Origin of the sequence: Flavobacterium sp. RSB2_4_14, from assembly GCF_051547085.1 — a bacterium.
GTDB lineage: Bacteria > Bacteroidota > Bacteroidia > Flavobacteriales > Flavobacteriaceae > Flavobacterium.
Genome location: NZ_JBPTTL010000001.1, coordinates 667,342 through 690,761, shown reverse-complemented (window position 1 = coordinate 690,761; position 23,420 = coordinate 667,342). Strand labels below are relative to the sequence as shown.

The 23,420-nt window shown below is 32.1% G+C and carries 29 protein-coding genes; 13 read left to right on the top strand and 16 right to left on the bottom strand.

The annotated features are described in order from the left end of the window. The first annotated feature begins 19 nt into the window (after nucleotides 1–19). From ACSVH2_RS03215 to ACSVH2_RS03160, 12 genes are all read left to right on the top strand, one after another. A complete protein-coding gene (locus ACSVH2_RS03215) occupies nucleotides 20–610 on the top strand; it encodes a hypothetical protein (protein WP_438091719.1) in 591 nt (196 codons plus the stop codon). Further along, complete coding sequence (locus tag ACSVH2_RS03210; protein ID WP_438091718.1) at nucleotides 607–1,035, top strand: nitrous oxide reductase accessory protein NosL; 429 nt, start codon at nucleotides 607–609, stop codon at nucleotides 1,033–1,035. The genes ACSVH2_RS03215 and ACSVH2_RS03210 overlap by 4 nt, the downstream gene beginning before the upstream one ends. Next, nucleotides 1,036–2,271 carry a nitrous oxide reductase family maturation protein NosD gene (locus ACSVH2_RS03205; RefSeq protein ID WP_438091717.1) on the top strand — a complete coding sequence of 412 codons (1,236 nt, stop codon included), beginning with the start codon at nucleotides 1,036–1,038 and terminating at the stop codon, nucleotides 2,269–2,271. Then, nucleotides 2,268–2,990 carry an ABC transporter ATP-binding protein gene (locus tag ACSVH2_RS03200; RefSeq protein WP_438091716.1) on the top strand — a complete coding sequence of 241 codons (723 nt, stop codon included), beginning with the start codon at nucleotides 2,268–2,270 and terminating at the stop codon, nucleotides 2,988–2,990. Before ACSVH2_RS03205 ends, ACSVH2_RS03200 begins: the two co-directional genes overlap by 4 nt. After that, nucleotides 2,974–3,741 carry an ABC transporter permease subunit gene (locus ACSVH2_RS03195; RefSeq protein WP_438091715.1) on the top strand — a complete coding sequence of 256 codons (768 nt, stop codon included), beginning with the start codon at nucleotides 2,974–2,976 and terminating at the stop codon, nucleotides 3,739–3,741. The genes ACSVH2_RS03200 and ACSVH2_RS03195 overlap by 17 nt, the downstream gene beginning before the upstream one ends. Next, complete coding sequence (locus ACSVH2_RS03190) at nucleotides 3,738–4,028, top strand: hypothetical protein (RefSeq protein ID WP_438091714.1); 291 nt, start codon at nucleotides 3,738–3,740, stop codon at nucleotides 4,026–4,028. Before ACSVH2_RS03195 ends, ACSVH2_RS03190 begins: the two co-directional genes overlap by 4 nt. Before the next feature lie 6 nt (nucleotides 4,029–4,034). Continuing rightward, entirely contained in the window at nucleotides 4,035–4,409 is a 375-nt protein-coding gene (locus tag ACSVH2_RS03185) for a group III truncated hemoglobin (protein WP_438091713.1), read from the top strand. Further along, nucleotides 4,409–4,849: a copper resistance protein CopD gene (locus ACSVH2_RS03180; protein ID WP_438091712.1), complete on the top strand. Its 441-nt coding sequence runs from the start codon at nucleotides 4,409–4,411 to the stop codon at nucleotides 4,847–4,849. The genes ACSVH2_RS03185 and ACSVH2_RS03180 overlap by 1 nt, the downstream gene beginning before the upstream one ends. 81 nt (nucleotides 4,850–4,930) lie before the next feature. After that, entirely contained in the window at nucleotides 4,931–5,659 is a 729-nt protein-coding gene (ric, locus tag ACSVH2_RS03175) for an iron-sulfur cluster repair di-iron protein (RefSeq protein WP_438091711.1), read from the top strand. A gap of 28 nt (nucleotides 5,660–5,687) precedes the next feature. Continuing rightward, a complete protein-coding gene (locus ACSVH2_RS03170) occupies nucleotides 5,688–7,802 on the top strand; it encodes a ribonucleoside triphosphate reductase (protein ID WP_438091710.1) in 2,115 nt (704 codons plus the stop codon). Continuing rightward, complete coding sequence (gene nrdD, locus ACSVH2_RS03165) at nucleotides 7,786–7,950, top strand: anaerobic ribonucleoside-triphosphate reductase (RefSeq protein ID WP_438091709.1); 165 nt, start codon at nucleotides 7,786–7,788, stop codon at nucleotides 7,948–7,950. The genes ACSVH2_RS03170 and nrdD overlap by 17 nt, the downstream gene beginning before the upstream one ends. Continuing rightward, nucleotides 7,944–8,624: an anaerobic ribonucleoside-triphosphate reductase activating protein gene (locus ACSVH2_RS03160; protein ID WP_438091708.1), complete on the top strand. Its 681-nt coding sequence runs from the start codon at nucleotides 7,944–7,946 to the stop codon at nucleotides 8,622–8,624. Before nrdD ends, ACSVH2_RS03160 begins: the two co-directional genes overlap by 7 nt. Here the strand turns inward: ACSVH2_RS03160 and ACSVH2_RS03155 are convergent. The 13 genes from ACSVH2_RS03155 to ACSVH2_RS03095 form a co-directional block, all read right to left on the bottom strand. After that, a complete protein-coding gene (locus ACSVH2_RS03155) occupies nucleotides 8,595–9,917 on the bottom strand; it encodes a cbb3-type cytochrome c oxidase subunit I (protein WP_438091707.1) in 1,323 nt (440 codons plus the stop codon). The two genes, ACSVH2_RS03160 and ACSVH2_RS03155, sit on opposite strands and share 30 nt — an antisense overlap. Further along, a complete protein-coding gene (locus tag ACSVH2_RS03150) occupies nucleotides 9,904–10,269 on the bottom strand; it encodes a c-type cytochrome (protein ID WP_438091706.1) in 366 nt (121 codons plus the stop codon). Before ACSVH2_RS03150 ends, ACSVH2_RS03155 begins: the two co-directional genes overlap by 14 nt. A gap of 78 nt (nucleotides 10,270–10,347) precedes the next feature. Continuing rightward, the gene (locus ACSVH2_RS03145) at nucleotides 10,348–10,785 is read right to left on the bottom strand and encodes an OsmC family protein (RefSeq protein ID WP_438091705.1); all 438 of its coding nucleotides are present in this window, start codon (nucleotides 10,783–10,785) and stop codon (nucleotides 10,348–10,350) included. Between the two features lie 71 nt (nucleotides 10,786–10,856). Then, nucleotides 10,857–11,081, bottom strand: a complete 225-nt coding sequence (locus ACSVH2_RS03140) for a cytochrome C oxidase subunit IV family protein (protein ID WP_438092256.1) — start codon at nucleotides 11,079–11,081, stop codon at nucleotides 10,857–10,859. A 17-nt stretch (nucleotides 11,082–11,098) separates the two neighbouring features. Continuing rightward, complete coding sequence (locus ACSVH2_RS03135) at nucleotides 11,099–11,668, bottom strand: cytochrome c oxidase subunit 3 (protein ID WP_438091704.1); 570 nt, start codon at nucleotides 11,666–11,668, stop codon at nucleotides 11,099–11,101. Between the two features lie 3 nt (nucleotides 11,669–11,671). Then, nucleotides 11,672–13,411, bottom strand: coding sequence for a nitric oxide reductase activation protein NorD (locus ACSVH2_RS03130; RefSeq protein ID WP_438091703.1), 1,740 nt, complete (start codon nucleotides 13,409–13,411; stop codon nucleotides 11,672–11,674). Nucleotides 13,412–13,421: 10 nt separating this feature from the next. Then, a complete protein-coding gene (locus ACSVH2_RS03125; protein ID WP_438091702.1) occupies nucleotides 13,422–14,201 on the bottom strand; it encodes a CbbQ/NirQ/NorQ/GpvN family protein in 780 nt (259 codons plus the stop codon). Nucleotides 14,202–14,213: 12 nt separating this feature from the next. Then, entirely contained in the window at nucleotides 14,214–15,476 is a 1,263-nt protein-coding gene (locus tag ACSVH2_RS03120; protein WP_438091701.1) for an alginate export family protein, read from the bottom strand. A 4-nt stretch (nucleotides 15,477–15,480) separates the two neighbouring features. Beyond that, nucleotides 15,481–16,056 (bottom strand): SCO family protein, encoded by a 576-nt coding sequence (locus ACSVH2_RS03115; RefSeq protein WP_438091700.1) that lies wholly within the window; start codon nucleotides 16,054–16,056, stop codon nucleotides 15,481–15,483. Further along, on the bottom strand, nucleotides 16,053–16,901 hold the full coding sequence (locus ACSVH2_RS03110) for a formylglycine-generating enzyme family protein (protein WP_438091699.1): 849 nt from the start codon (nucleotides 16,899–16,901) through the stop codon (nucleotides 16,053–16,055). The genes ACSVH2_RS03115 and ACSVH2_RS03110 overlap by 4 nt, the downstream gene beginning before the upstream one ends. Nucleotides 16,902–16,912: 11 nt before the next feature. Then, the gene (gene nirK, locus ACSVH2_RS03105) at nucleotides 16,913–18,346 is read right to left on the bottom strand and encodes a copper-containing nitrite reductase (protein ID WP_438091698.1); all 1,434 of its coding nucleotides are present in this window, start codon (nucleotides 18,344–18,346) and stop codon (nucleotides 16,913–16,915) included. After that, on the bottom strand, nucleotides 18,343–19,695 hold the full coding sequence (locus tag ACSVH2_RS03100; RefSeq protein WP_438091697.1) for a cbb3-type cytochrome c oxidase subunit I: 1,353 nt from the start codon (nucleotides 19,693–19,695) through the stop codon (nucleotides 18,343–18,345). Before ACSVH2_RS03100 ends, nirK begins: the two co-directional genes overlap by 4 nt. Before the next feature lie 11 nt (nucleotides 19,696–19,706). Then, nucleotides 19,707–20,141, bottom strand: coding sequence for a c-type cytochrome (locus tag ACSVH2_RS03095; protein WP_438091696.1), 435 nt, complete (start codon nucleotides 20,139–20,141; stop codon nucleotides 19,707–19,709). A gap of 172 nt (nucleotides 20,142–20,313) precedes the next feature. On the opposite strand from ACSVH2_RS03095, the gene ACSVH2_RS03090 reads away from it, so the two are divergent. Further along, nucleotides 20,314–20,748: an RrF2 family transcriptional regulator gene (locus ACSVH2_RS03090; protein WP_438091695.1), complete on the top strand. Its 435-nt coding sequence runs from the start codon at nucleotides 20,314–20,316 to the stop codon at nucleotides 20,746–20,748. A gap of 80 nt (nucleotides 20,749–20,828) precedes the next feature. On the opposite strand, the gene ACSVH2_RS03085 is transcribed toward ACSVH2_RS03090, so the two are convergent. The 3 genes from ACSVH2_RS03085 to ACSVH2_RS03075 all read right to left on the bottom strand — a co-directional run bounded on the left by ACSVH2_RS03085 (nucleotide 20,829) and on the right by ACSVH2_RS03075 (nucleotide 23,284). After that, entirely contained in the window at nucleotides 20,829–21,383 is a 555-nt protein-coding gene (locus tag ACSVH2_RS03085) for a fasciclin domain-containing protein (protein ID WP_438091694.1), read from the bottom strand. 66 nt (nucleotides 21,384–21,449) lie between these two features. Beyond that, nucleotides 21,450–22,697 carry a hypothetical protein gene (locus tag ACSVH2_RS03080; protein ID WP_438091693.1) on the bottom strand — a complete coding sequence of 416 codons (1,248 nt, stop codon included), beginning with the start codon at nucleotides 22,695–22,697 and terminating at the stop codon, nucleotides 21,450–21,452. After that, complete coding sequence (locus ACSVH2_RS03075; RefSeq protein ID WP_438091692.1) at nucleotides 22,697–23,284, bottom strand: Crp/Fnr family transcriptional regulator; 588 nt, start codon at nucleotides 23,282–23,284, stop codon at nucleotides 22,697–22,699. Before ACSVH2_RS03075 ends, ACSVH2_RS03080 begins: the two co-directional genes overlap by 1 nt. Between the last annotated feature and the right edge of the window lie 136 nt (nucleotides 23,285–23,420).

Sequence of the window (23,420 nt, the reverse complement as noted above, 5' to 3'; positions counted from 1 at the left end):
CCTTTTTTTCTCAAATCCAATGAAAAATTTAAAAATATCAGTGCTATCAAAAGTATTGCTTTTGATTGTTGCATCATTGTTTGCAGGTGCCTTATTTTTTCCAATGTGGCGAATTGAACTAGAAGCACCACAATATCCGGAAGGTTTAGTTTTGCAGTTATTCGCTAACAAAATAGGTGGCGATGTGGAAATCATTAATGGATTAAACCATTACATAGGCATGGCAACATTGCACACCGAAAACTTTTTTGAATTTTCTATTTTACCCTATGTTTTTGGTTTCTTTGCATTGGTTTCAGTACTCTTGATTTTTATAGCCAAAAGAAAAGCGGTTTTAGGTTTTCTTATAACGTATGCGCTTTTCATTGTTTTAGCAGCCATTGATTTTTACCGATGGAATTATGAATATGGTCATAATCTAGACCCAAATGCAGCCATCAGAGTGCCAGGAATGTCATATCAACCACCACTAATAGGATACAAACAATTATTAAATTTTGGTGCCTATTCCATTCCAGATATTGGAGGTTGGATGCTAACCGCAGCCGGACTAATACTCTTTTTTATTATCTTTAAAGAATACAATTATTTTAAGAAAAATAAATCATGAGAATGCTAATTACCCATTTAATTGCCTTATTGCTTTTAGTGTCATGTGGCACAGATGAACCAAAACCAATTAAACTGAATAATGATAGTTGTGATTTTTGTAAAATGACCATCTCCAACGGGAAATTTGGAGCCGAGTTAATCACTGAAAAAGGCAGATATTATAAATTTGATGATGTAAGTTGTATGATACAATTTGCCAAATCAAATACAGTGGTTCCATACAAATCTTTTTATGTTGCAGATTATTCAAAAGATAATACCCTAATTCTGGCAGAACAAAGTTTCTTTCTTAAAGGAGGAACCATTAGCAGCCCAATGCGCGGAAATACTATAGCTTTTAGCACAAAAAAAGGAGCTTTAGCATATCAACAAAAACTTAATGCTGAGTTGAAGACTTGGAAAGAAATTTACAGCACTTATTAAATGAAGTCAAGTTGGATTATATTTTTTAACATTATTTTCTTTCAAACAATAGTAGCCAATACTATTCAGGTGGGAAGCAATTATCCTGTGAAAAGTATAAAAAAAGCAATTTCAATGGCTAAAGCTGGTGATACCATTATTGTTAATAAAGGAACCTACCGAGAAGGAACTATTGTAATTGACAAGAAAATAGTTTTCCTTGGGAAAAACCTACCTATTCTTGACGGACAAAGTAAAAATGAAGTAGTATCGGTAAAAGCAGACAGCGTTGTTGTTAAAGGTTTTAAATTAATTAATTCAGGTCACGCTGCGCTGGAAGACCCTTGTGGAATAAAAGTCTATAACAAAACATTTGTGCGCATTTATAATAATGTTTTGGATAACAATTTCTTCGGGATTTATCTGCAAAATTGCAATAATTGCATCGTAAAAGGAAACAAAATTATTGCCTACGGGAAAGAAGAACAACTCATTGGTAATGGAATTCATTGTTGGAAAAGCGATAATTTACAAATTATAGCCAACACAATTTCGGGACATCGCGATGGGATTTATTTTGAGTTTGTAACCAATTCGGTTATTTGGAGAAATATTTCAACCAAAAATATTCGTTATGGTTTGCATTTTATGTTTTCCAATGACGACTCTTACATCACTAATATTTTCAAAAACAACGGTGCAGGAGTAGCGGTTATGTTTTCCAAAAAAGTAAAAATGTACAATAACTATTTTGAAGAAAATTGGGGAGATTCGGCTTATGGTTTATTGCTAAAAGAGATTGCAGACAGTTATATTTTTAATAATAAATTTGTCAAAAACACATCTGGAATCTACATGGAAGGTACAACAAGAATAAAAGTAGAAAAAAACGAATTTGTGTCCAACGGTTGGGGAATGAAAATTCAAGCAAGTTGTATGGATAACGAAATTGTGAATAATAATTATTTGAAAAACACCTTTGACATTAGCACCAACGGTAGTTTAGTGCTCAACACTTTCAACAGTAATTATTGGGACAAATATGAAGGATATGATTTGGATAAAAATGGAGTAGGCGATGTTCCCTATCATCCGTTGAGTTTATTTGCGGTTTTAACCGAAACAAATGCGTCCACCATGTTGCTCTATCGAAGTTTTATGATAACACTTTTAGACAAATCCGAAAAAGTATTGCCCAGTATAACGCCCGATAATTTTATAGATAAAACGCCATTAATGAAGTCATTGCCCTTATGATTGAAATAAAAAATATTAGTAAAAAGTTTGGAAAGCTTGAAGTATTACAAGACATAAATTTGACATTCAACAAAGGAGAATGTATTGCTTTGATTGGTCCAAATGGTTGTGGAAAAACCACTTTGATAAAATCGCTTCTCGGAATGGTGTTACCTGATAAAGGGTCGATTGAATTTAATGAAAAATCGGTTTTGGGAGAATATTTATACAGAGAAAATATAGGCTACATGCCACAAATAGGCAGATATCCCGACACCATGACCGTTGGTCAAATTATTGAAATGATAAAAAAAATCAGAAATACCAATACTACATTGGATGAAGATTTACTGAAAGCATTTGAGTTGGAGAAAATGTTTGATAAACAAATGCGAACTCTTTCAGGAGGAACAACACAAAAAGTGAGTGCAGTATTATCTTTTTTATTTAATCCTGACGTATTGATTTTAGACGAGCCAACAGCGGGTTTAGATCCATTGGCTTCCGAAATTTTGAAAGAAAAAATTATCAAGGAAAAAGAAAAAGGCAAACTCATTTTAATAACCTCCCATTTGTTAAGCGAATTGGATGATTTAATTACCGAAATTATTTTTATGCAAGACGGCAAAGTACATTTTCATAAAAAAGTAGCCGATTTAAAAACAGAAACCAACGAAGACAAAATATCAAAAGCCATTGCTAAAATTTTAAAAGAAAAGCAAAATGAACAGAATAATTAAAATCATTTTACTTGACATACTTAGAAGCAAGATAGTAGTGACTTACACCATTATTTTGGCTGTTTTGTCGTGGAGTTCGTTTGCCTTGGAAGACAATGCTGCAAAAGGAATATTGACAATTTTAAATGTTATTTTATTAACCGTGCCGTTAGTTTCTATACTTTTTTCTACTATTTATTTGTACAATAGTGCTGAGTTTATAGAGCTTTTATTGAGCCAACCTATCAAGCGAAGAAAAATATGGTTGAGTTTGTTTTTTGGGTTATCACTATCTATGGTATTGGCTTTTTTTGTTGGTGCGGGCATTCCGTTACTACTCTATTCTTTTGATAATGTTGGGTTGATGATGATTACTGTTGGATGTTTGATATCGGTAATTTTTGTAGCACTTGCATTCTTGAGTTCAATTCTTACGCGAGATAAAGCCAAAGGAATAGGTATTGCTATCATGACTTGGCTCTATTTTGCATTATTATTTGACGGAATGGTTTTGTTTTTATTGTTTCAATTTTCGGATTATCCTATAGAAAATGCCATGGTTGGTGTAACGGCGCTAAGTCCAATTGATTTGGCACGAATTCAAATATTATTACATCTTGATGTTTCCGCCATGATGGGTTATACTGGAGCTATTTTCAAAGACTTTTTTGGAACATCAATGGGTTTAATTATTTCCTTCTTATTGCTTTGCCTTTGGGCCATAATTCCATTTTCAATTTCATTAAGAAAATTTAAAAATAAAGATTTATGATACACGATATTTTAACAAAACTGGAAACAGCTGAAAATCCTGTTGCACAAGTTATTCAGAAAAATGAATGTGGAAAAACGATTGTTATTGCTTTCAAAAAAGGTATGGTATTAAAAGAACACAAAACAGATATTCCTGCTCGACTAATCGTTATAAAAGGTGAAGTTGTTTTTAAAATTAATGGAAAAGAAGAAGTTTTAAAACTATATGATGAAAAAATCATCCCAATAAACGAACTTCATTCAGTTGTTGCCAATGAAGAGAGTTTGTGTTTATTGTTTAAATAATTTGTCATGAAAACCGATATTAGAAATAGAAAAGACATCGAAAAATTAGTCAATGCTTTTTATGAAAAAATTAAAACCGATGAAGTCATTGGTTATCTTTTTAATGATGTGGCACATGTAAACTGGGAACTGCATTTGCCCAAAATGTATGATTTTTGGGAAAACATGCTCTTTTACACAGCAAATTATGAAGGAAATCCAATGGCAAAACATAAAGAATTGCATGAAAAAAGCACGATGACTAAAGCGCATTTTCAACATTGGATTGATTTATTTAATAAAACGGTTGATACACTTTTTGAAGGTCCAAAAGCGGAAGAAATAAAAAACAGAGCTATGAATATTGCTACGGCAATGATGTATAAAACGGTATCTGAATAATGCATCAATTCTATTTAATTTTACATTTATTAGCAGCGACTATTTGGGTTGGTGGTCATTTATTTTTGTCTCTTAGATTTTTACCCGAAGCATTGAAAAAGAAAGATGCCGTAATCATTATAAACTTCAAAGATAAATTTGAACCCATAGGATTGCCTTCTTTGCTAGTTTTATTAATCACCGGAATTCTGATGGCTTACGATTATAATGCTACTTTAACGCATTGGTTTTCGTTTTCAAATGCTATTGAAAAAATAGTTTCCATTAAGTTGATTTTGTTATTCTCTACATTGGTATTAGCCATAAATGCACAACTCTTTGTGTTTCCAAAACTTACTTCAGATAAATTACTACCAGTTGCTTTCCAAATTATTGCCGTTACGATATTAGGAATTGTCATGTTGATTTTAGGAAGCCTGGTTCGAATAGGAGGTTTGTAAAAAGTTTTTTTCTATGCGTTTGCTCATGTTTCATGTTTAGTATTTGAATTAATATTGTTTTAAATATTAATTTCAAATAAAATGAAAACACTTGAAAAAATGACCATAGGAGAATATGTAGCGGAAGACTTTAGAACAGCTGCTTTATTCTCAAAATATGGTATAGACTTTTGTTGTAAAGGCGATAGAACTTTAGAAGATGTTTGCGATAAAAAAGACCTTGAATTGGAGGTTTTGGAAAATGAAATAGCATCCATTTTAGAATCAAAAAACGATAGCAGTATCGACTTTAAATCATGGCCAACCGATTTATTAGTAGGTTATATCGAAAAAACGCATCATCGTTACGTTGAAGAAAAAACACCCATTATTTTACAGTTTTTAGACAAGCTTTGCAAAGTTCACGGTGAAAGACATCCAGAACTTTTTGAAATCAACACTTTGTTTAAAATAGGTTCTGGTGTATTGGCGCAACACATGAAAAAAGAAGAATTAATTTTATTTCCATTTGTAAAAAGTATGTTCAAAGCATTAGAAGAAAATACCACAATTGAGCAACCCCATTTTGGCACCGTTAAAAACCCAATTGCCATGATGATGGATGAACATGAAAATGAAGGAGAACGGTTTAGACGAATTTCAGAATTGACAAATGATTACACTCCGCCATCAGATGCTTGTAATACCTATAAAGTAACATTCTCAATGTTGCAGGAATTTGAACAAGATTTACACAAACACATTCATTTGGAAAATAATATTCTTTTTCCAAAAGCCAAAACAATGGAAGAACGATTTTCTATTTTATAATTTTTGTAAAACATAAAAAACAATTTATATGGAGAAATATGTTATCAAAAGAAATGGAGATTATAAACCCTTTGAGAGCTATAAAATAAAGGATGCCATAGCGAAGAGTTTTGAAAGTGTTTCTATGCCATTTGACGAAAGCGTTTTCGAAAGTGTTATGTCTTCAATTGAAATCAAAGACACTTGGGCTGTAGAAGAAGTTCAGGATATGATTGAGAAAATACTTTTTCAAAAGGAGTATTTTACACCCATGCGCTCGTTTATGTTGTATCGTCATACTCGAAAATTACAACGAGAACATATTCAAGGACTAAATGACGATACCACTTATGTTGACAGCACGCAAACCATAGAAGAATACATTTCGCAAACCGATTGGAGAATAAATGCCAATGCCAATACTTCCTATTCCAATGCAGGATTAGTCAATAATGTTGCTGGAAAAATTATAGCCAATTATTGGCTGGACAAAGTTTACTCCAAAGAAGAAGGCTATGCGCACAGAAATGGCGACATCCACATTCATGATTTAGATTGTTTGACAGGATATTGCGCTGGTTGGAGTTTAAGAGTCTTGCTTAATGATGGTTTCAATGGCGTTCGAGGTAGAGTTGAAAGCAAACCTCCATCTCATTTTAGAGAAGCATTGGGACAAATGGCAAATTTTCTTGGAATATTGCAAAGCGAATGGGCAGGCGCACAAGCATTCAGTTCATTTGATACGTATTTGGCACCTTATGTTTTCAAGGATAATTTGTCTTTTGATGATGTGTTGAAAGCGGTTCGCAGTTTTGTTTATAATTTAAATGTTCCGGCACGTTGGGGACAATCACCATTCACCAATATTACTCTGGATTGGATTGTTCCTGATGATTTGAAAACCCAAATTCCGACTAAAAACAACCATCATTTCTTTGAAGGTAACTTCAATCACGATTTATTAGTAAAAGCCAATCAACGTGGTGTTGATAAACCAACGGATTTGCGTTACGAACATTTTCAAGAAGAAATGAATTTGATAAACAAAGCGTATTATACGGTAATGACGGAAGGCGATGCCAATGGTCAACCTTTTACATTTCCAATTCCAACGGTAAATATCACAGAAGACTTTGATTGGAATGGAGAAAATACCGAAATTCTTTTTGAAAACACGGCTAAAATTGGCTCCTCGTATTTTCAGAATTTTATTGGAAGTCAATACATTTTAGATGAAAACGGAAATAAAGTAGAAAACGAAAGTGCCTACAAGCCTAACGCTGTTCGCAGTATGTGTTGTCGTTTGCAACTCGATTTAAGAGAATTGTTAAAACGAGGCAACGGACTTTTTGGAAGTGCCGAAATGACTGGAAGCATTGGAGTTGTAACTATAAACATGGCTCGATTGGGTTATTTATACAAAGGCGATAAAGACACGCTTTTTACTCAATTGGATAAGTTATTAGCTATTTCTAAATCAACATTGGAGAAGAAAAGAGTATTTATTCAAGACATGTATGATAGAGGATTATTTCCTTATACGAAAAGATATTTGCCTCATTTTAGAAACCACTTTTCAACCATTGGCGTTAACGGAATGAACGAAATGGTGCGTAATTTTACTAATGATAAAGACGATATTACCACAGTTTTTGGAAATGATTTTTGCATGGAAATCTTAGATTACATCCGAAACAGAATGCGAGAATATCAAGAGGAAACTGGAAATTTATACAATCTTGAAGCCACTCCAGCTGAAGGAACAACGTATCGGTTTGCCAAAGAAGATAAAAAAAGATTTCCAAATATTCTTCAAGCCGGAATGGATGAAAATATTTATTATACCAATAGTTCGCAAATTCCAGTTGATTTCACACAAGATCCTTTTGAAGCTTTATTGATGCAAGATGACTTGCAATGTAAATACACCGGTGGAACGGTTTTGCATTTGTACATGAACGAAAGAATTAGTTCACCAGAAGCGTGTAAAAACTTTGTAAAAACAGTTTTAACCAAGTTCAGATTACCCTATATAACCGTAACTCCGGTATTTAGCGTTTGTCCAGTGCATGGCTATTTGAACGGTGAACATGAATATTGTCCAAAATGTGACGAACAAATTATTGAAAATCAAAATAACAAACTATATGAAAACAAAAACTAGCGAAGTTTTAGAACAAAATCAATATTTAAGAACTAAATGTTTGGTTTACACCAGAGTAATGGGCTATCATCGTCCAGTAGAAAGTTTTAATATTGGCAAAAAAGGCGAACACAAACAGCGAATACATTTTAAAGAAAATCAGTGTTAGCAAAACCTATTCATAGTTTAACACCGTTTACATTATTAGATTATCCCAATAAATCGGCTTGTATTATTTGGTATGCGGGCTGTAATATGCGGTGTTTGTATTGTTATAATCCCGAAATTGTTTTAGGAAAAGGAGCCATTACTTTTTCTGAAACAATTTCTTTTTTAAAAACCAGACAAGGTTTGCTCGATGCCGTTGTTTTTAGCGGTGGCGAATGTTTGATGCATAAAAACATTGTGCAGCAGATAAAAGAAATAAAAGCAATGGGGTTTTTGGTAAAAATTGACACCAATGGTTCAAACACAACAGTTTTAAAACAGCTGATTAACGAAAACCTAATTGATTATGTAGCATTAGATTTTAAAGCTACAAAAGAAAAGTTCCAGAAAATTACAAAATCCGATTTGTTTCAACAATTTGAAAAATCATTTGAAATTCTTTTGAAAAGCAACATTCAATTTGAAATAAGAACCACGTATCATTCTGAATTGATTTCAGTAGAAGAAATGAATGAAATGGTTAGTTATCTTGATGCGAAAAAATACATTGGGAATTATTATGTGCAATCATTTAAAAACAACGTTGCAACACTTGGAGATTTGAACTCGTCAGTAAGAATTAAAGAAAATGAATTTTCTACTTCATCAAATTTCAAAGTTACTTTTAGAAATTGATTTCAATCTTTTCAGAAATTCAAAAATAACAACATACAATCCTACCAAAATTCCGATTCCGAAAAAAGTAAATACTACATACATCCAATGTATGGAGTCCTGAAATTTACCGAAAGAAATGTGTTGACTAAAAAACGCCCAATATCCTTTTTTTACTCCCAAAATGAGAAGCGTTATCCAAAAAAACACAAACGAAATATGAAATATTTTAATGCCAATAGTAAGCTTTTTTAGTGATGGTTTTGTAAACGTATTTTCAATTTCTATGATATAAGTAATTGACGATAAAAGAATTAAAGTATTAATTCCAATAGTTGTTCCCATGGAATGCGCCACAGTTATATGTGTGCCGTGAGTGAATAAATTGATTGACGGAATGGATATTAATAATGCCAAAATGATATTCAAAAACACCCAAAAATCAGCCATAAGCATTAACTTGTAAGCTATAGAAAATTCTATTTTCTTTTCGGTTGAAAGACTTTTTTTCCAATCATATATTATAGAAAAAAGAATAATCCATTCGGTCATGCTTATAGCATAAGCTAAATATCGTATCCATGGTGCGGTTGGAATAATATAAATATGATGTGCCCAACCAAACATTAAGTTGGTCAGTCCAAGAAAATAAAAGAAAAATGCTTTTTTGGATTTCGCATAACTTTCATCGTTACTAATTTTAGACATTACAAATAGTGCTGTTCCATAAACCAACATGTTCCAAGAACCAACATATGAACCGCCAGATTTCCATTGCATTGCAATATTTTGTATAAAATTATCTCTAAAATAAGGCAACATCCACAAATGAGCTTCCGTAAAATGATATATCATAAAAACAATTCCTGTAGCCCACATCCAATAATACACTGGCCAATTTTTAAATGACGGCAACATGGTTTTATAATAAGTGACGCCAAATAAAATCCAACCCAAAACAATAGGAAAATAGAAATAGCTCGGAAACTCTAAATATTCTTTTCCTGCAAAATTCTTTGATAAATAGGAGAAAATAATTCCAATTCCTGTGAAAACAAATAACCAAAAATGAACCTTTACAAGGTTTTGATTAATAGGTTTAATGTGATAATAAATACCACCAATGGCTGAAAGTAAAATCCAAGAAACCACAAAAAATGTGTGCAAAGGACGAATTGCAGTGAAAGGCAAAACTTCTTTAATAAAACTAGGAATTATATATTGAAAACCCGCTAATAATCCGCAGAGAAGTCCAAGTAGTAATGAAATTAAACCGATGTAAATAAAATATAATGGATACTTATCTGTTCTCATATTTTTTATTTTTAATAACAACCCAACCATTATATTCTGATACTGCACTTGTATTTGGATAGTAACCAGTTTGATCAACTTCTTTCAAAAATTGAATTAATGTTTCTTTTTCATAGCTACTAAATTTAAATTTTGGCATCGATTTTAAACCACTATTAAACATGGCTTTTAGGTAGTATTCATTTTTGTTTTTATTGGAATAAACATTGGTCAAATCTGGACCAAGATAGCCGCCAAGTCCATAAAGTTGATGACACGAATTACAATTGTTATTTAGCCAAATATTTTCACCTTGAATGGCTTTTTTAGAAAGATGAATTTTTCCATAATCCTCTTTTGAAGTATAAAGCATAAAATTATACGCTAAAAAAAGACTAATTAAAAGCGATAGAAAAATTAAATATTTGTTGGCTGTGAGCATTAATAAGTATTAGTTTTCAATATTAATTATTGGCTTCAACTCAACCTCACTTTTAATTGAATTTGAAATCAAACATGCTTTTTCAGACAATTCTAAAACACGTTGTGCTTTTTCAATTTTGTTTAGGTCAGCTATTGTCAATGTTGGTTTTAAAATAATTTTAGTCATTAAGTATTTACCATCTATTTTTTCAAGAATACCTTCAGCATTACATTCAAAAGAAATAAAATCTAATTTTGAATGTTCTGAAATAGCCAAAAAAGTAGTCATAAAACAACTAATAACCGAAGCTGTAAATAAGTGTTCAGGTGACCAAATATTGGGCATTCCTTTTTCAAATTCTGGTGGAGTAGCTACTTCAATTGTTGTTGGCAATTCGGGAGACGACATGATTCCTTTTCTGTTATTTTCCCATTTTAAGTTAACTTTATAAGTGTGATTTTCCATTTTTTAAATTTATATGCAAAGTGTTATTTTTTAGGCGATGAATTTATGATTGCAATCATGATTAAGGTTTTTTACGAAATAATTATGATAAAATTGAGAAGTATTAAAATTGTTAGTACAGAAAATTTCCAAAACGAATGTGCTTTTTTGAGTTCCATAAATTGAAATGTTACTAATAAAAACTTAGCCGAAAAAAGCATGAGAATTATAACTTTTTTTAGGAAAGTATCTAAAGGAAGATTGAATACGAGAAAAGTTGCCAATGTTAGCAACAGTAACAATCCAAATGTATACATTGATTCTTTTTGCATAATTATAAAATCAGATATAAAACAGGAAAAAGCAGCAACCAAATCAAGTCACACATATGCCAAAATGCAGCTGAAGCTTCAACATCTTCAATAGCTTTGGTGTTTAAATTTATGTTTAGCAGGAATAAAATCACCAGTCCAACAACAACATGAATAAAATGAAAACCTGTTAAAAGCCAGTAAAAGGTAAAAAAAGTATTGGTGTCTAATAAAAACCCAGATTCTATTTTTGTATAGTATTCTACACTTTTGAGAAGAATGAAAAACAATCCTCCGAGCATTGCCATTTTGAATTGAAAAGAAGCTCGTTTGAAATTATTTCCTTTAAAATTATGAACAGCATTGGCAACAAAAAAACCACTTGCGAGCAAAAAAATAGTATTTATGGTTCCAAAAGTTCTATCAAGATGCATACTAGACTCGTGAAAAAGTTGCGGACTGTCTTTGGCACTAAAAACTAATGCAACGATAGCCATTCCAAAAGTTATCAACTCCAGAAAAATGATAATCCACAACAAAATACCTCCAGGTGGATAATAAAAATCTTTGTAATTTATAGTGTTTGATTTCACAACTTACTGCTGTTTTATTTTCTCATATAATTTGACCATTGATTGCAATAATTCTGATAGTGTTGTTAGAATTTGATAATGATTTTGCCCAAACATTTGTGGTAAATAATATTTGGCTTGAGCTTCTATGGCTAAAGCATAGGAGTTTATGTTTCTTTGGTTCAGTTCTCTTAATGCTTGTTTCACATCATTAATTCCGTATTTGCCTTCATATTTATCATAGTCGTTTGGTTTTCCATCAGAAATTAGAATAATCCATTTATTTTTGGTTTTTCGAGTGTCTAATCTTGCACCCGCATGACGCAATGCAGCACCAATTCTTGTATAGCCAGATGGTTCGATGGCACCTATTTTATTTTTGGCGATAGCCCAATTTTCATCAAAATCTTTCACCGTTAAATAGGTAGAAAAATTGCGTGTTTTGGAGTAAAAACTATCAATTGAAAAATCGATATTGAATTCGTTTAGTATTTCTCCAAACAAAATGGAAACTTCTTTTTCTACATCAATAACGCGATTTCCAGCCGCATAACTATCACTGGATAAACTGATGTCTAATAGTAATAAAATGGATAAATCTTTTTCTTTTTTTCTGTTAGAAAGATAAATTTTTTCCGAAGGTGTTTTTTTAGAATGCACATCTACATACAAATCGGTTATGGCATCAATATCAAATTCTTCTCCTTGATTTTGACGCTTTTGTTGTTGCATTTTGTTGTTCAAATTAGTCAAGATTTTTCTTAAATTGATTAAGGTTGAACTGTTTTTTGAAATCGTATTTTGATAATAGTTTGCGTCTGTTTTTAGTTGGGTTTTTGGATATACTTTACAGTAATTTTCTTTGTAGTTACGTTTTCCAAAATCCCATTCGTCATACATAAGATGAAACCCATTGGTATCTGTTTCTGCACTTTCAGAAATAGAAGTATTTTCAGTAAACTCCGCTTGATAGACAGAATGTGCAGTATCGTCAACACGAACAGTAAATTTCATGTTGAGATCTTCAATAGCGTTTTCGTGTTTTTCTAAATTGTCTGAACCATCAAAATCTCGCCAATTTCCGTTGAATTCCTCGGCAGTTTCTACTTTTTCAAAACTGTGTAGCAATACATAATCTTCTTGTTGTTTTTTATCAACTTCAATGGTAATAATTTCTTCAACTGCTTTTGCTTGTAAAATTGTTTCAATTTGTTCTGAATTAGTTTTTTTAACTAAATCCGAAAAAATTTCAAGGATAGTTTCTGAGTTTTCTTCACTATCATTTTGCATCAACTTGCCATAAATCCATGAATAATCGGTTGGCTTTTTTGATGTTGTTTTGGTTTCAAAATGCGATTTTAGGTTTTGATAAATGGCTATTGAATTGGGATATTTTTGAAATAATAAATTCAAAATTTCCTCTTTTTTTTGTTCCGTGAAAACTTCATTTAAAGTTGAATTTATCTTCAATTCAGATTGAATACTTAGAAATAATATTCTAAAAAAGTAATATTCTAAATTGGCATCTTTTGACGAAAATTCATTGAAATAAATAGGCAAAAAATAGTTGTTGTTTTTACAACCGCCTTCGCGCTCGGCAGGAAAAATTTCGATAGGATTTCCAGTGATGGCTCTTGCTAAAATGGTCAAACGAGATTTTACATCCTTTAAGAAAACAGCATTGTTATCTAAAAGGATTTTTTTCTTGTTTCTTTTTTTGAAATATTTAGAAACGGTTCCGAAAAGTAGTTCGTCTAAATCCATTTTTTAGTTTCTAAATCATCAAATCGCACAAATCTTTTAAAGATTGAATGGTTTGCAAATCATCTGTTAATGGTTCTACTATGGCAATATGCGTGGAAAGTCTTTTGGGCAATCCGCTTTTAATCAGTTTTGCAGCATTTACTAAAAGACGTGTTGAAACGGTTTCGGTTAATCCAAGTTCAGTTAGATTTCTAATTTTAGAACCAATTGATACCAGTTTTTTGGCATTATCAGTATCAATTCCAGTTTCGTTGATAAGAATTTCTACTTCTTGTTTGTTTTCGGGATAATTGAACGAAAGAGCTGAAAAACGTTGCTTAGTTGATGGTTTTAATTCTTTAAATCCACGCTGATAACCAGGATTGAAGGAAGCAACAAGCATAAAATCTTCGTGCGCTTTTACGGTAATTCCTAATTTGTCAATAAACAATTCTCGTCTATGATCTGTAAGCGAATGTATCGCCACAATCACATCTGGTCGTGCTTCGGCAACTTCGTCTAAATAAATAATAGCGCCTTCTTTTACTGCTGTGGTCATTGGTCCGTCAACCCAAATTGTTTCTGCTCCTTTTATAATAAACCGTCCTATCAAATCGGTTGAAGAAGTTTCTTCATGGCAGGCAATGGTGATGAGTTTTTTGTCCAATTTATGCGCCATATATTCAATAAAACGGGATTTTCCTGTTCCGGTTGGACCTTTTAAAAGCAATGGGATTTTATTGGAATAAGCATGTAAAAAAATCTCTTCTTCTTTTCCTATGGAATAATAATAGGGAATATTTAGTGTCATTTTAATGGATAATTATGGTTTGACTTCAGCTTTATAAGTAAAAAGATTTGGGTTTATTTTTATAGAAAGAAAAGCCCAATTATTGCCTGCATTTTTGTTTCCACCTTTTAAAACTTCCATTGAGGTAGTAGCAAACATTTGGGAAAATCCTGCATCAATTATTACATAGTCATACATTTTGTAGTCTAAAGTGAAGTCTAATTCAGTTCCTAAATAACTGTCTTGTTTAACTCCAGTTTTATAAATTGCTGCCGCTGAAGCAAAATAATGAGGCGTTAATTTGGCTGAGAATTTATTTTTTTCATATCCTAATGTTGCGTAAATATCTGTTAACCCAACAGAATTAACATGATTTCCAACATAGAAATAATCCATATAACCATTAAATTTGTGATTGGTTCCGTATAATGGATTAAATGATTTTACATCTGTTGAAGTGTCATTTTGATCTTTCCCAGAAAGACTTTCAAAACCTATACTTGTGTTAAAATGTGTTGATGCTTTGTAATTAATATTTGCAGAAAAATAATTGGCGTTTACAGTATTATTAGCCAATTGTCCTGTTTGTAAATAAGTTGCTCCATCAATATTCAGTTTGCCATTTTTGAAGATTATTCTTGTTCCTATAGTTTGACTATAATCAACTTTTTCTTCTGTCCCAACTAAGTAAGGCATTCCGTTGTTGAGCAATAATGCGCTTACATTAAAATCTTTAAAAGTTCCGTTGTACCAAGCATATTGTAAAGATTTGTATTGATTTAAAGCGTAGTTTTCTTCGAAGTTGGTTTCTTTATTTGCATTGTAAGCTACACCGATATGCATTTTATTTGATGAGTTGGGCATGAATTTTAATAAAAACGCATCGTGGCTTCTTGCTTGCATCGCCCAATCTACATTGCCAAAAATTCTTGCATCATCATAATTAATTTCTTGGCGTCCGACTTTAAAAGCGAATTTTTCATTCATGATTACTTCACCATAGGCTTCATGAAAAGAAGTTCCAATATCATCTTTAGAGTTAGTTAACGCATCTCCCCATGTTCTGACATTTTGAGGAGAAACAACTAATTTTATGTTTTTGAATGAATAATCAAAAATCAATCGGGTTCTTTGAGATATAAATGAAGCGCTTTCTTCTGTATCGGGTTTTAAAGTTCCATAACCGTTTCTGTTTTCAAATCGAGCTCTTAAATCGGCATTAACAGTGAATTGTTGTGCCTTTGCTACGTGTGAAAATAGTATGGTTACCAAGAGTAAATATGTATACTTTTTCATTGTTTTATTTATTTACAGTTTCAATTATTTCATCTACTGTTTCTTTGTTATTTACGCCTAAACCTTCTTGTTGGTGAATTAAAACACCTTCTTTATCAAAAACACTTATAATGTTGGAATGTGAAAAATCCATTGGTGCAATTTGTTTGTATTTTACCGCCAAAACATTGGCAAATTCTTGAACTGTTGTTTTTGTGCCTTGTAGAAATGTCCAATGTGGTGCATCCATAAAATTGGCTTTTGCAAACGTTTTTAATCTTTCAGGAGTATCTACTTCGGGATCAATACTTACTAAAACAAAGTTTAAATCGGAAAGTTTGTCTTTGGGCATTTTAGATTCAATGTCTCGCATATCGGCTACTAATCTTGGGCAAGCGGCTTTGCAACTTGTGTATATCATTACCATTACGGTAACTTTTCCTTTAAAGTCTTTTATTTCTATGGTTTTGTTGTCTTGAGTTTTCCATTTGCTCGTTAAATTAAAAATAGATTCGTCTGAAATGGATTTATTTGTTATTTCGGCGTTTTTTTTGCAGCCAAAAAGAGATATTGCTATAAAAAAGAGGATTATTTTTTTCATGGTTTTTTTGTATTTAAAGTGTCTTTGACACATCTAAAACCTAAATTTTTCACTGCATAATTTGCTTTTACACTTCCTCGAAAAGCATATCTAATGAACGCAGCATAATTCATTAAATCGGAAGCATTTAGTGAACCACTTCCACAGAATAAATTTTTATCTGTAGTTACATCACTTCGAGATTCACCAGTTAATAAAATTGAATTAAAATCGGAAGTCCATTCCCAAACTAAACCGTGTAAATCATATACACCATAATAGTTTTTGAAGGTTTTTCCAATTTCATTGTTAAACGTTTTTGGTTTTTCGTACCAGTCTAAAATATATTGATTGTATGCTTTTATTTTTCGAGCATCTGCCATTTCTTGATTTGCCATTGCTACAAATTCCCATTCGTCAACGGTTGCAAGTCGTTTACCTTGACATTCGCAATAAGCATTTGCCGCATACCAAGAAACGTTTGTAACTGGACTCTTTTGTTTCATATCTGTTGCTAAAATGGTATCCTTTTTCCAATTGTTTAGATAATTATCATCTGCAAAAAGTTTTTTTACTTCAGATTTTCTCCATCTTTTGTTTTGTTTTACAAAAGCTAAAAAGTTTTCGTTTGAAACAGGATAGACATCCATAAGTAAATCACTTACTTCTACAGCTTTATTTTTTTTTCCGTAGAGAGGAACATATTTTCCGCCTTTTATAGAAACCATCGGTGTTTCTACTCCAAATGATTTGTCATTTGGAGTAGAAACTGATGGAAAAGTTATATCTTCCAAAGCATTAGATTTATTGTCTTTAGAACAAGAAACAAACACAATTACGACAAACAGAAAATACAACTTTTTCATGAATTAATAATTTATTTTTTACTTCTAACGGCTTTTACCATAGCAGGAGTAACCTCTTTTTTAGAATTGCCCCAAGTGCTATAAACATAAGTTAAAACATTTGCAACTTCATCATCTGTAAGGGTTTGTGCTGTCATGACACTATTGTATTTTTTGCCATTTACAACGACTTCACCTGTTTTACCTTTAAGAACAAATTCTATTGCTCTATTTACATCAGCATTTAAGAAATCTGATTTTGCTAAAGGAGGAAATGTATTTGGCAAACCTTCTCCAGTTGGTTGATGACAAGCAAAGCAAGTTCTTGAGTAAATTGATTTTCCATCTGCAATTCGTTCAACAAGAGTTACTGCTTTTGGAGTTTTTGCGCTTGCTTCATTTGGCATGGTTTGAATTGTGCCACCTTCTGGATGATAAACTTCGTCAGATTGAGGTCCTGAATAAACAGTTTTGTTATCGTCACCAGTTACATTTATCATCCCTAAACTTCCTTTGTTGAATGTTCTAAAGATAGAGTGGTCAACTATGATTAAAGTTCCTGGAGCTTCTACTTTAAAGTCCACAATTGCTGCTCCTCCAGAAGGTACAAGAGTTGTTTGAACATCATGATTGATTAAAGTTCCTCCTTCAACATGAACATTATCGAATATTTCTCCAATAACGTGGAAGGAAGAAACTAAGTTTGGTCCACCATTTCCAACAAACAAACGAATAGTTTCTCCAACTTTTGCGGTAAGCGCATTATCGCCAGTTAGTGAACCTGTTTTTCCATTAAATACAACATAATCAGGTTCTTCTTTTATAGCTTTTGTCATATCAAAAGGTTGTAATCCTTTTTCTCCGTTAGCACCTTTGGTATAAAAATCACCTTGCATAATGTAGTATTCTTTATCAACTGGAGGCAAACCACCTTCTGGTTCAACCAAAATTAATCCATACATTCCATTAGCAATGTGCATACCAACTGGAGCTGTTGCACAGTGGTAAACAAAAAGACCTTGGTTTAACACCTTGAAAGAAAAAGTTACTTCGTGTCCTGGAGCTACAAAAGAGGATTTTGCACCACCACCTGGACCAGTTACAGCATGTAAATCGATGTTGTGAGGTAATTTATTATCAGGATGATTTTTTAGGTGAAATTCAACTTCATCACCAATTCTGGTTCTGATAAAACTACCAGGAACAGAACCACCAAATGTCCAATAAACATATTTTACCCCATCCGCCATTTCACCTTCTTTTTCAATTATTTCTAAATTGACTATAAGTTTTTTGGCTGGTCTGTCTCCCACGGGTTTAGGAACAAATGGAGGTGAAGTTAGCTCTGCATTTATTGCTTCTCCCTCAACTTTTATTAGAGTTGCATCTACTTTTTTATATTCATCATTTTGCTTGCAACTTCCAAATGCAACAAGAGCAAAAATGGCTAAAATTATTTTTTTCATGATTTTGATTTATTTTTTTCTATTTCTAAAGCTTCATCTGTTGGTCTGCCATATTTTATGAAATCATAAATAAAAAGACTTATTCCAATGGTGAACATGGTAGCACAAATCAATAGTGTTACAAAGTGAATTTCAGTTTCTTTTTGAGCTTCCATAAATTCCATTTTTAGTTTACGTTCCATATAAACTTGAACTACACCAGCAACACCAAATGCAACAGTCATACCTAAAATTCCAATATTTGACAGCCAAAAAGCTGCATTTCCTTGAACGCTATTGTACCGTTTTCTTCCAGTTAAATTTGGTAAAGCATAGCTAATAATTGCTAAAACAATCATGGCATAAGCACCCCAAAACGCATAGTGACCATGCATTGCGGTTACTAATGTTCCGTGTGTGTAAAGATTTGTTTGTGGTAATGTATGAGCAAAACCTAATAAACCAGCACCAATAAAGGATACAATAGCAGAACCAATTGTCCAGAATAAAGCAATCTTGTTGGGATGACTTTTTTCCCCTTTTCGATACATATTTACAGCAAATAATGCCATGGCTAGGAAAGCTAGCGGTTCTAATGCAGAGAATATTCCACCAACAATTAACCAAATTTTGTTTACTCCAATATAATAGTAGTGATGTCCAGTTCCTAACACTCCTGAAAGGAAAGTTAAACCAATGATTACATATAACCATTTTTCGATAACTTCTCTATCAACACCTGTTAGTTTAATTAACAAATAAGATAAAATACCTCCCATTATTAATTCCCAAACACCTTCAACCCATAGGTGAACAACCCACCAACGAAAAAATGAGTCCATCACTTGACTGTCAAACCAAATCATTCCGGGTAAGTAAAGTAAAGCTGCAAATAGTAATCCCATGGATAATACCAAAGCAGTTGTTGTTTTACGTTTTCCTTTGAATAATGTTCCTAAAATAAGTCCTAAAAACAACAAGACATTTACAACAACAAGAAAATCTAATTCCCGTGGAATTTCAAGAAATTTTCTTCCTTCCCAATGGTTTAAGTGAAAACCAATTACGGCTACAACACCTACAACAGCTAATGAAATAAGCTGTATATAAGCCCATTTTACGCTTATCAATTCTCGTTGTGCTTCTTCAGGAATAATGTAATAAGCTGCACCCATAAATCCTGTTAACAACCAAACTACTAATAAGTTGGTGTGTACTGCTCTTGCAGTATTAAATGGAATGATGTCATGCAGACCTTGCAATCCAATTCTATCAAAGCCCATGATAAAGCCGTATATTATTTGTAATGAAAACAATAACATACATAAGGCAAAAAACCAATAAGCTACTTTTTGTGATTTATATTTCATTTTTGTTAATTTTATTGTTTGTCTTTCGCTAATGGTGAAACGATTCTATCAAATCCATTCAAATCTATTTTTCCAATCCACTTGAAGTAAGCAATAACTGCTTCAGCATCAGTTTCTGTCATTGCATAAGCAACCATTTTTCTTCCTCTTGGTTGCCAAGGTTCTTTAGACATTAAGACAGCTTTTACATAAGCATCTCCTCTGCGATCTATAACTTTAGTCAATTCAGGTGCATAATAGGCACCTTCTCCAAGAATAGTGTGACAACCCATGCAATTGTTGGATTCCCAAATTTCTTTTCCTTTTACAACTTGAGCATCAATTTTGCCGTAGTTGGTTTGGTCATTTTTTGGCATAAAAGAGTAAATCGTTAGCCCAATAAAGACTAAAAATGTGACTAAAGTTCCGCCTAGAAAGAATGCCCTTGCTTGTGATTTTGATAGCATAAATTTTAGTTTTTAGTTAATATTTATAATAAAAGACAAAAACATCTTTTATTATTCTTATGCAAAATTCAGAATCATTATTGGCTTAAAACATGATAAAAATCATAAATGTTAAATAAAAGATAAAATTATCTTTTATAAGTTGTCTTTTGTAATTTTGAAATAAAAAAATATGTTTTCGAAGAGTTGTGAATATGCAATCAGGGCAGCAATCTTCATTGCTACTCAATGTTCTAATGATACAAAAGTTGGAATTAAAGAAATCGCTACAGAAATTGACTCCCCAATTGCTTTTACTGCAAAAATTTTACAAGTTTTAGTTAAAAACAATATTATTAAATCGAGTAAAGGTGTAGGTGGAGGATTTATGGTTTTAAAAGAAGATTTGGCGAATATTACACTCTCCCAAATTGTTGTTGCTATTGATGGAGATGCTGTTTTTTTAAGATGTGGATTAGGATTAAGTAACTGTTCTGAAAATCATCCATGTCCTATTCATGAAAAGTTTAAATTTGTGAAGCAAGATTTAGCTTTAATGTTAGAAAACACAACACTTGAAGAATTGACTACAGGTATAAAAAAAGGAATGACTTACCTAAAATATTAAAAAAAGCGTGAACTCTTTGGGAGTTCACGCTTTTCAACTTTAAGTAAAAGAAAAACAATATTGTGAATTAATAATTGATTTTATTTTGGAAGTAAAACATCCCCAATTACATGGATAATTCCATTTGATGTTGGTATGGATGCTACAATTTCTGACCCGTTTACAAAAGTTTTATCGCCTTTTTTAGTGATTTTTACTTTACCGCCAAAAACCATATCAAATTCTTGTCCGTCTTGCATATATTCTGTTTTCAAAGTTCCAACATAGGTATGATAGCCAAGAATGTTTTCTAAATCTCCCTTATTCTCAGGTTTTAATAATCCTTCTACCGTTCCTGCAGGAAGTTTGTCAAAAGCGACATTAGTTGGAGCAAATACCGTAAAAGGTCCAGCATTACTTAAAGAGGTAACAAGACCAGCAGCTTTCACGGCAGCCACAAGCGTGGTGTGATCTTTACTTCCAGAGGCTACTTGAACAATGTTAGGATTTGAAGTTTCATCCACCACACCTTCTTGACCAGCGGCTTTTGTTTCGGTTCCTTCGGTAGTAGTTTCTGTTGTTGTCTCTTCACTTTGTTTGCAGCCAAAAGCTACCAGTAGACTTGCCAACAAGAATGTTTTAATTGAATGTTTCATAATAATAAATACTTGGTTTATAAACACAAAGTAATTAATTATGAAATGGTTATTTTATGAGTGCAATCATAAAAGAGGAGAATTTTTAGATTTTTTTACCGAATAAAAAGCAGTAAAACCAATACCAAAAACTAACAGTATCGCCACCGCAAAAAGCATTTCGTTCACATAAGGAATTACCGTGTAGCTAAACGATGCTATTCCTTGAACCGCCAAAACAATTTCGTTTAACAAAACTGCAATAGAAAAAGTAACTACTCCAAATTTTATTTGTTTGGTATAATGAATAAAATGATTGGCATACATATAAAACAACAAAAACAAGGTGATAATGGCTAATAATACCAGGTGAAGATAAGCAATAACTATAGGTCGGAAACCAAAAGCCAGTTGACTCAACGCTGGAATGGTTGATCCCAATTGCAATAAAAATTTAACACTTGCAGCAAACCCAACAAAGAGTAAAATATAGCGCAAAGAAAAAGGAAAATTTTCCAAATGGTCTTTCCTGTTTTTAATCACAAGCCACAAAAATCTAAACCAAGCAAAGACTTGAATAACTGCGGCTACAACCGACAAGACATAAACCCATAGCGGTAAATGCCACCACAGTGTTGATAAAAAATAAGCTGGAATACAAGAAATAAAAAACAGTTTAAAAACAGTAGCATAAAATGGGTTTTCTATCGCTTTTAAATTCAAAAAAGAAAATAACAATCCCATACAAGCAAAGAAAAACCAACCGTTATACTGAAAATGCAAATAATAATAAATAGACGCTAAATACTCATCCTGATGAATATTCTTTGTCACCATCATATAAGCCAGGGCAAAAGTCCCAAGAGCTGAAAAGATATTAAAAAAGATAGCTGCTTTGAACCAATTTTTAGCCAATTCCTCTTGGGCAACATTTTGTAAATCTTTAAAATAAAAGTAGCCAAAAATACATGACACCACGATGGACAATGTTGAAAACAGTATCGAAAAAAATCCGTAACCTTGAATAATAAAGAATAGTAACATTCCATAGGCGCAAATCAAATTGGCAACTAGGATTTTATTATACACTTCAAAACTTTTGCCTAATGTCTTTTGCCTAATGCCTTTCTTTTCTAAAAAACCAATCATCAAAACCATCAAAGTATGGCTAATCCAACCTGCAAATGCAAAATGAGAATGAGAATGCTGCAAATGTTTTTGATCTAAAAAAGGAAATTCAAAACCTATTTTGTACCGCATCAAAAGTCCTATAAGTGCAACCACCAATAAATTCAGTAAAGAAAATTTTAACCAAAACTTGATGTTAAAGTTCATTAGTAATATATTTTATGATTAATTATGTCCACTTTACCATTGCTACTCATTTTGGTTAACTCTCTAATCACTGTTTCTACTCGTAAACCCGTGAAATTAGCAATCTCTTGTCGTGTAAAAGGAACCAAGACTTTTTCATTTGTTTTACCTTTTTTATGGGCATTTAAAAAAGCTAAAATTCTAAAATCTGGTTTCTGATTGATAATGGCTTTAGCAGTAATGGCTTTGGAATGAAGTCTTAATGCTAATAAATTTAAAAAGTCCTTCTGAACAGTGGGATATTCGGCTATTATTTTTAAAAATTTGTCTTTTGAAAGTTTTACAATTTTACTGTCATGAAAACAAATTGCTGTGGATGGATAATTTTCGTCAATAAATAATGGCGGTTCGCCAAAACTCTGTCCATTTGAAAAATATCCCTGAGTAAACTCCTTTCCTTCGTCATTTGAATTGGACATTTTCACACTTCCTTCGATGATTTGGTAATAAAAATTAGCTTTTTCATCTTCATCAAATATCACTTCATTTTTTTTATATTCTTTAGCAATCGCACCCCAGCTAAAGAGTAAATCTAAATCTATTTGCATAATGGACTTTCATTCTTTTAAGTTGAAAATTACTGTGTTTACAAGCAATTACAACTACTGGTTACAAAATTAGTTTTTATAAAAATACTAATAATATGACTATAGTCATATAAAACTACCCTTTTCTTGTTTTATT

Coding starts and splice junctions, on each gene's coding strand:
- ACSVH2_RS03100 (WP_438091697.1), bottom strand. CDS start 19,695: ATGAAATATAAATCACAAAAAGTAGCTTATTGGTTTTTTGCCTTATGT.
- ACSVH2_RS03130 (WP_438091703.1), bottom strand. CDS start 13,411: ATGGATTTAGACGAACTACTTTTCGGAACCGTTTCTAAATATTTCAAA.
- ACSVH2_RS03110 (WP_438091699.1), bottom strand. CDS start 16,901: ATGAAAAAGTTGTATTTTCTGTTTGTCGTAATTGTGTTTGTTTCTTGT.
- ACSVH2_RS03115 (WP_438091700.1), bottom strand. CDS start 16,056: ATGAAAAAAATAATCCTCTTTTTTATAGCAATATCTCTTTTTGGCTGC.
- ACSVH2_RS03125 (WP_438091702.1), bottom strand. CDS start 14,201: ATGACACTAAATATTCCCTATTATTATTCCATAGGAAAAGAAGAAGAG.
- ACSVH2_RS03080 (WP_438091693.1), bottom strand. CDS start 22,697: ATGAACTTTAACATCAAGTTTTGGTTAAAATTTTCTTTACTGAATTTA.
- ACSVH2_RS03090 (WP_438091695.1), top strand. CDS start 20,314: ATGTTTTCGAAGAGTTGTGAATATGCAATCAGGGCAGCAATCTTCATT.
- ACSVH2_RS03215 (WP_438091719.1), top strand. CDS start 20: ATGAAAAATTTAAAAATATCAGTGCTATCAAAAGTATTGCTTTTGATT.
- ACSVH2_RS03120 (WP_438091701.1), bottom strand. CDS start 15,476: ATGAAAAAGTATACATATTTACTCTTGGTAACCATACTATTTTCACAC.
- ACSVH2_RS03140 (WP_438092256.1), bottom strand. CDS start 11,081: ATGTATACATTTGGATTGTTACTGTTGCTAACATTGGCAACTTTTCTC.
- ACSVH2_RS03095 (WP_438091696.1), bottom strand. CDS start 20,141: ATGCTATCAAAATCACAAGCAAGGGCATTCTTTCTAGGCGGAACTTTA.
- ACSVH2_RS03180 (WP_438091712.1), top strand. CDS start 4,409: ATGCATCAATTCTATTTAATTTTACATTTATTAGCAGCGACTATTTGG.
- ACSVH2_RS03210 (WP_438091718.1), top strand. CDS start 607: ATGAGAATGCTAATTACCCATTTAATTGCCTTATTGCTTTTAGTGTCA.
- nrdD (WP_438091709.1), top strand. CDS start 7,786: ATGAAAACAAAAACTAGCGAAGTTTTAGAACAAAATCAATATTTAAGA.
- ACSVH2_RS03200 (WP_438091716.1), top strand. CDS start 2,268: ATGATTGAAATAAAAAATATTAGTAAAAAGTTTGGAAAGCTTGAAGTA.
- ACSVH2_RS03155 (WP_438091707.1), bottom strand. CDS start 9,917: ATGAGAACAGATAAGTATCCATTATATTTTATTTACATCGGTTTAATT.
- ACSVH2_RS03195 (WP_438091715.1), top strand. CDS start 2,974: ATGAACAGAATAATTAAAATCATTTTACTTGACATACTTAGAAGCAAG.
- nirK (WP_438091698.1), bottom strand. CDS start 18,346: ATGAAAAAAATAATTTTAGCCATTTTTGCTCTTGTTGCATTTGGAAGT.
- ACSVH2_RS03075 (WP_438091692.1), bottom strand. CDS start 23,284: ATGCAAATAGATTTAGATTTACTCTTTAGCTGGGGTGCGATTGCTAAA.
- ACSVH2_RS03145 (WP_438091705.1), bottom strand. CDS start 10,785: ATGGAAAATCACACTTATAAAGTTAACTTAAAATGGGAAAATAACAGA.
- ACSVH2_RS03205 (WP_438091717.1), top strand. CDS start 1,036: ATGAAGTCAAGTTGGATTATATTTTTTAACATTATTTTCTTTCAAACA.
- ACSVH2_RS03085 (WP_438091694.1), bottom strand. CDS start 21,383: ATGAAACATTCAATTAAAACATTCTTGTTGGCAAGTCTACTGGTAGCT.
- ACSVH2_RS03170 (WP_438091710.1), top strand. CDS start 5,688: ATGGAGAAATATGTTATCAAAAGAAATGGAGATTATAAACCCTTTGAG.
- ric (WP_438091711.1), top strand. CDS start 4,931: ATGAAAACACTTGAAAAAATGACCATAGGAGAATATGTAGCGGAAGAC.
- ACSVH2_RS03185 (WP_438091713.1), top strand. CDS start 4,035: ATGAAAACCGATATTAGAAATAGAAAAGACATCGAAAAATTAGTCAAT.
- ACSVH2_RS03190 (WP_438091714.1), top strand. CDS start 3,738: ATGATACACGATATTTTAACAAAACTGGAAACAGCTGAAAATCCTGTT.
- ACSVH2_RS03150 (WP_438091706.1), bottom strand. CDS start 10,269: ATGCTTTATACTTCAAAAGAGGATTATGGAAAAATTCATCTTTCTAAA.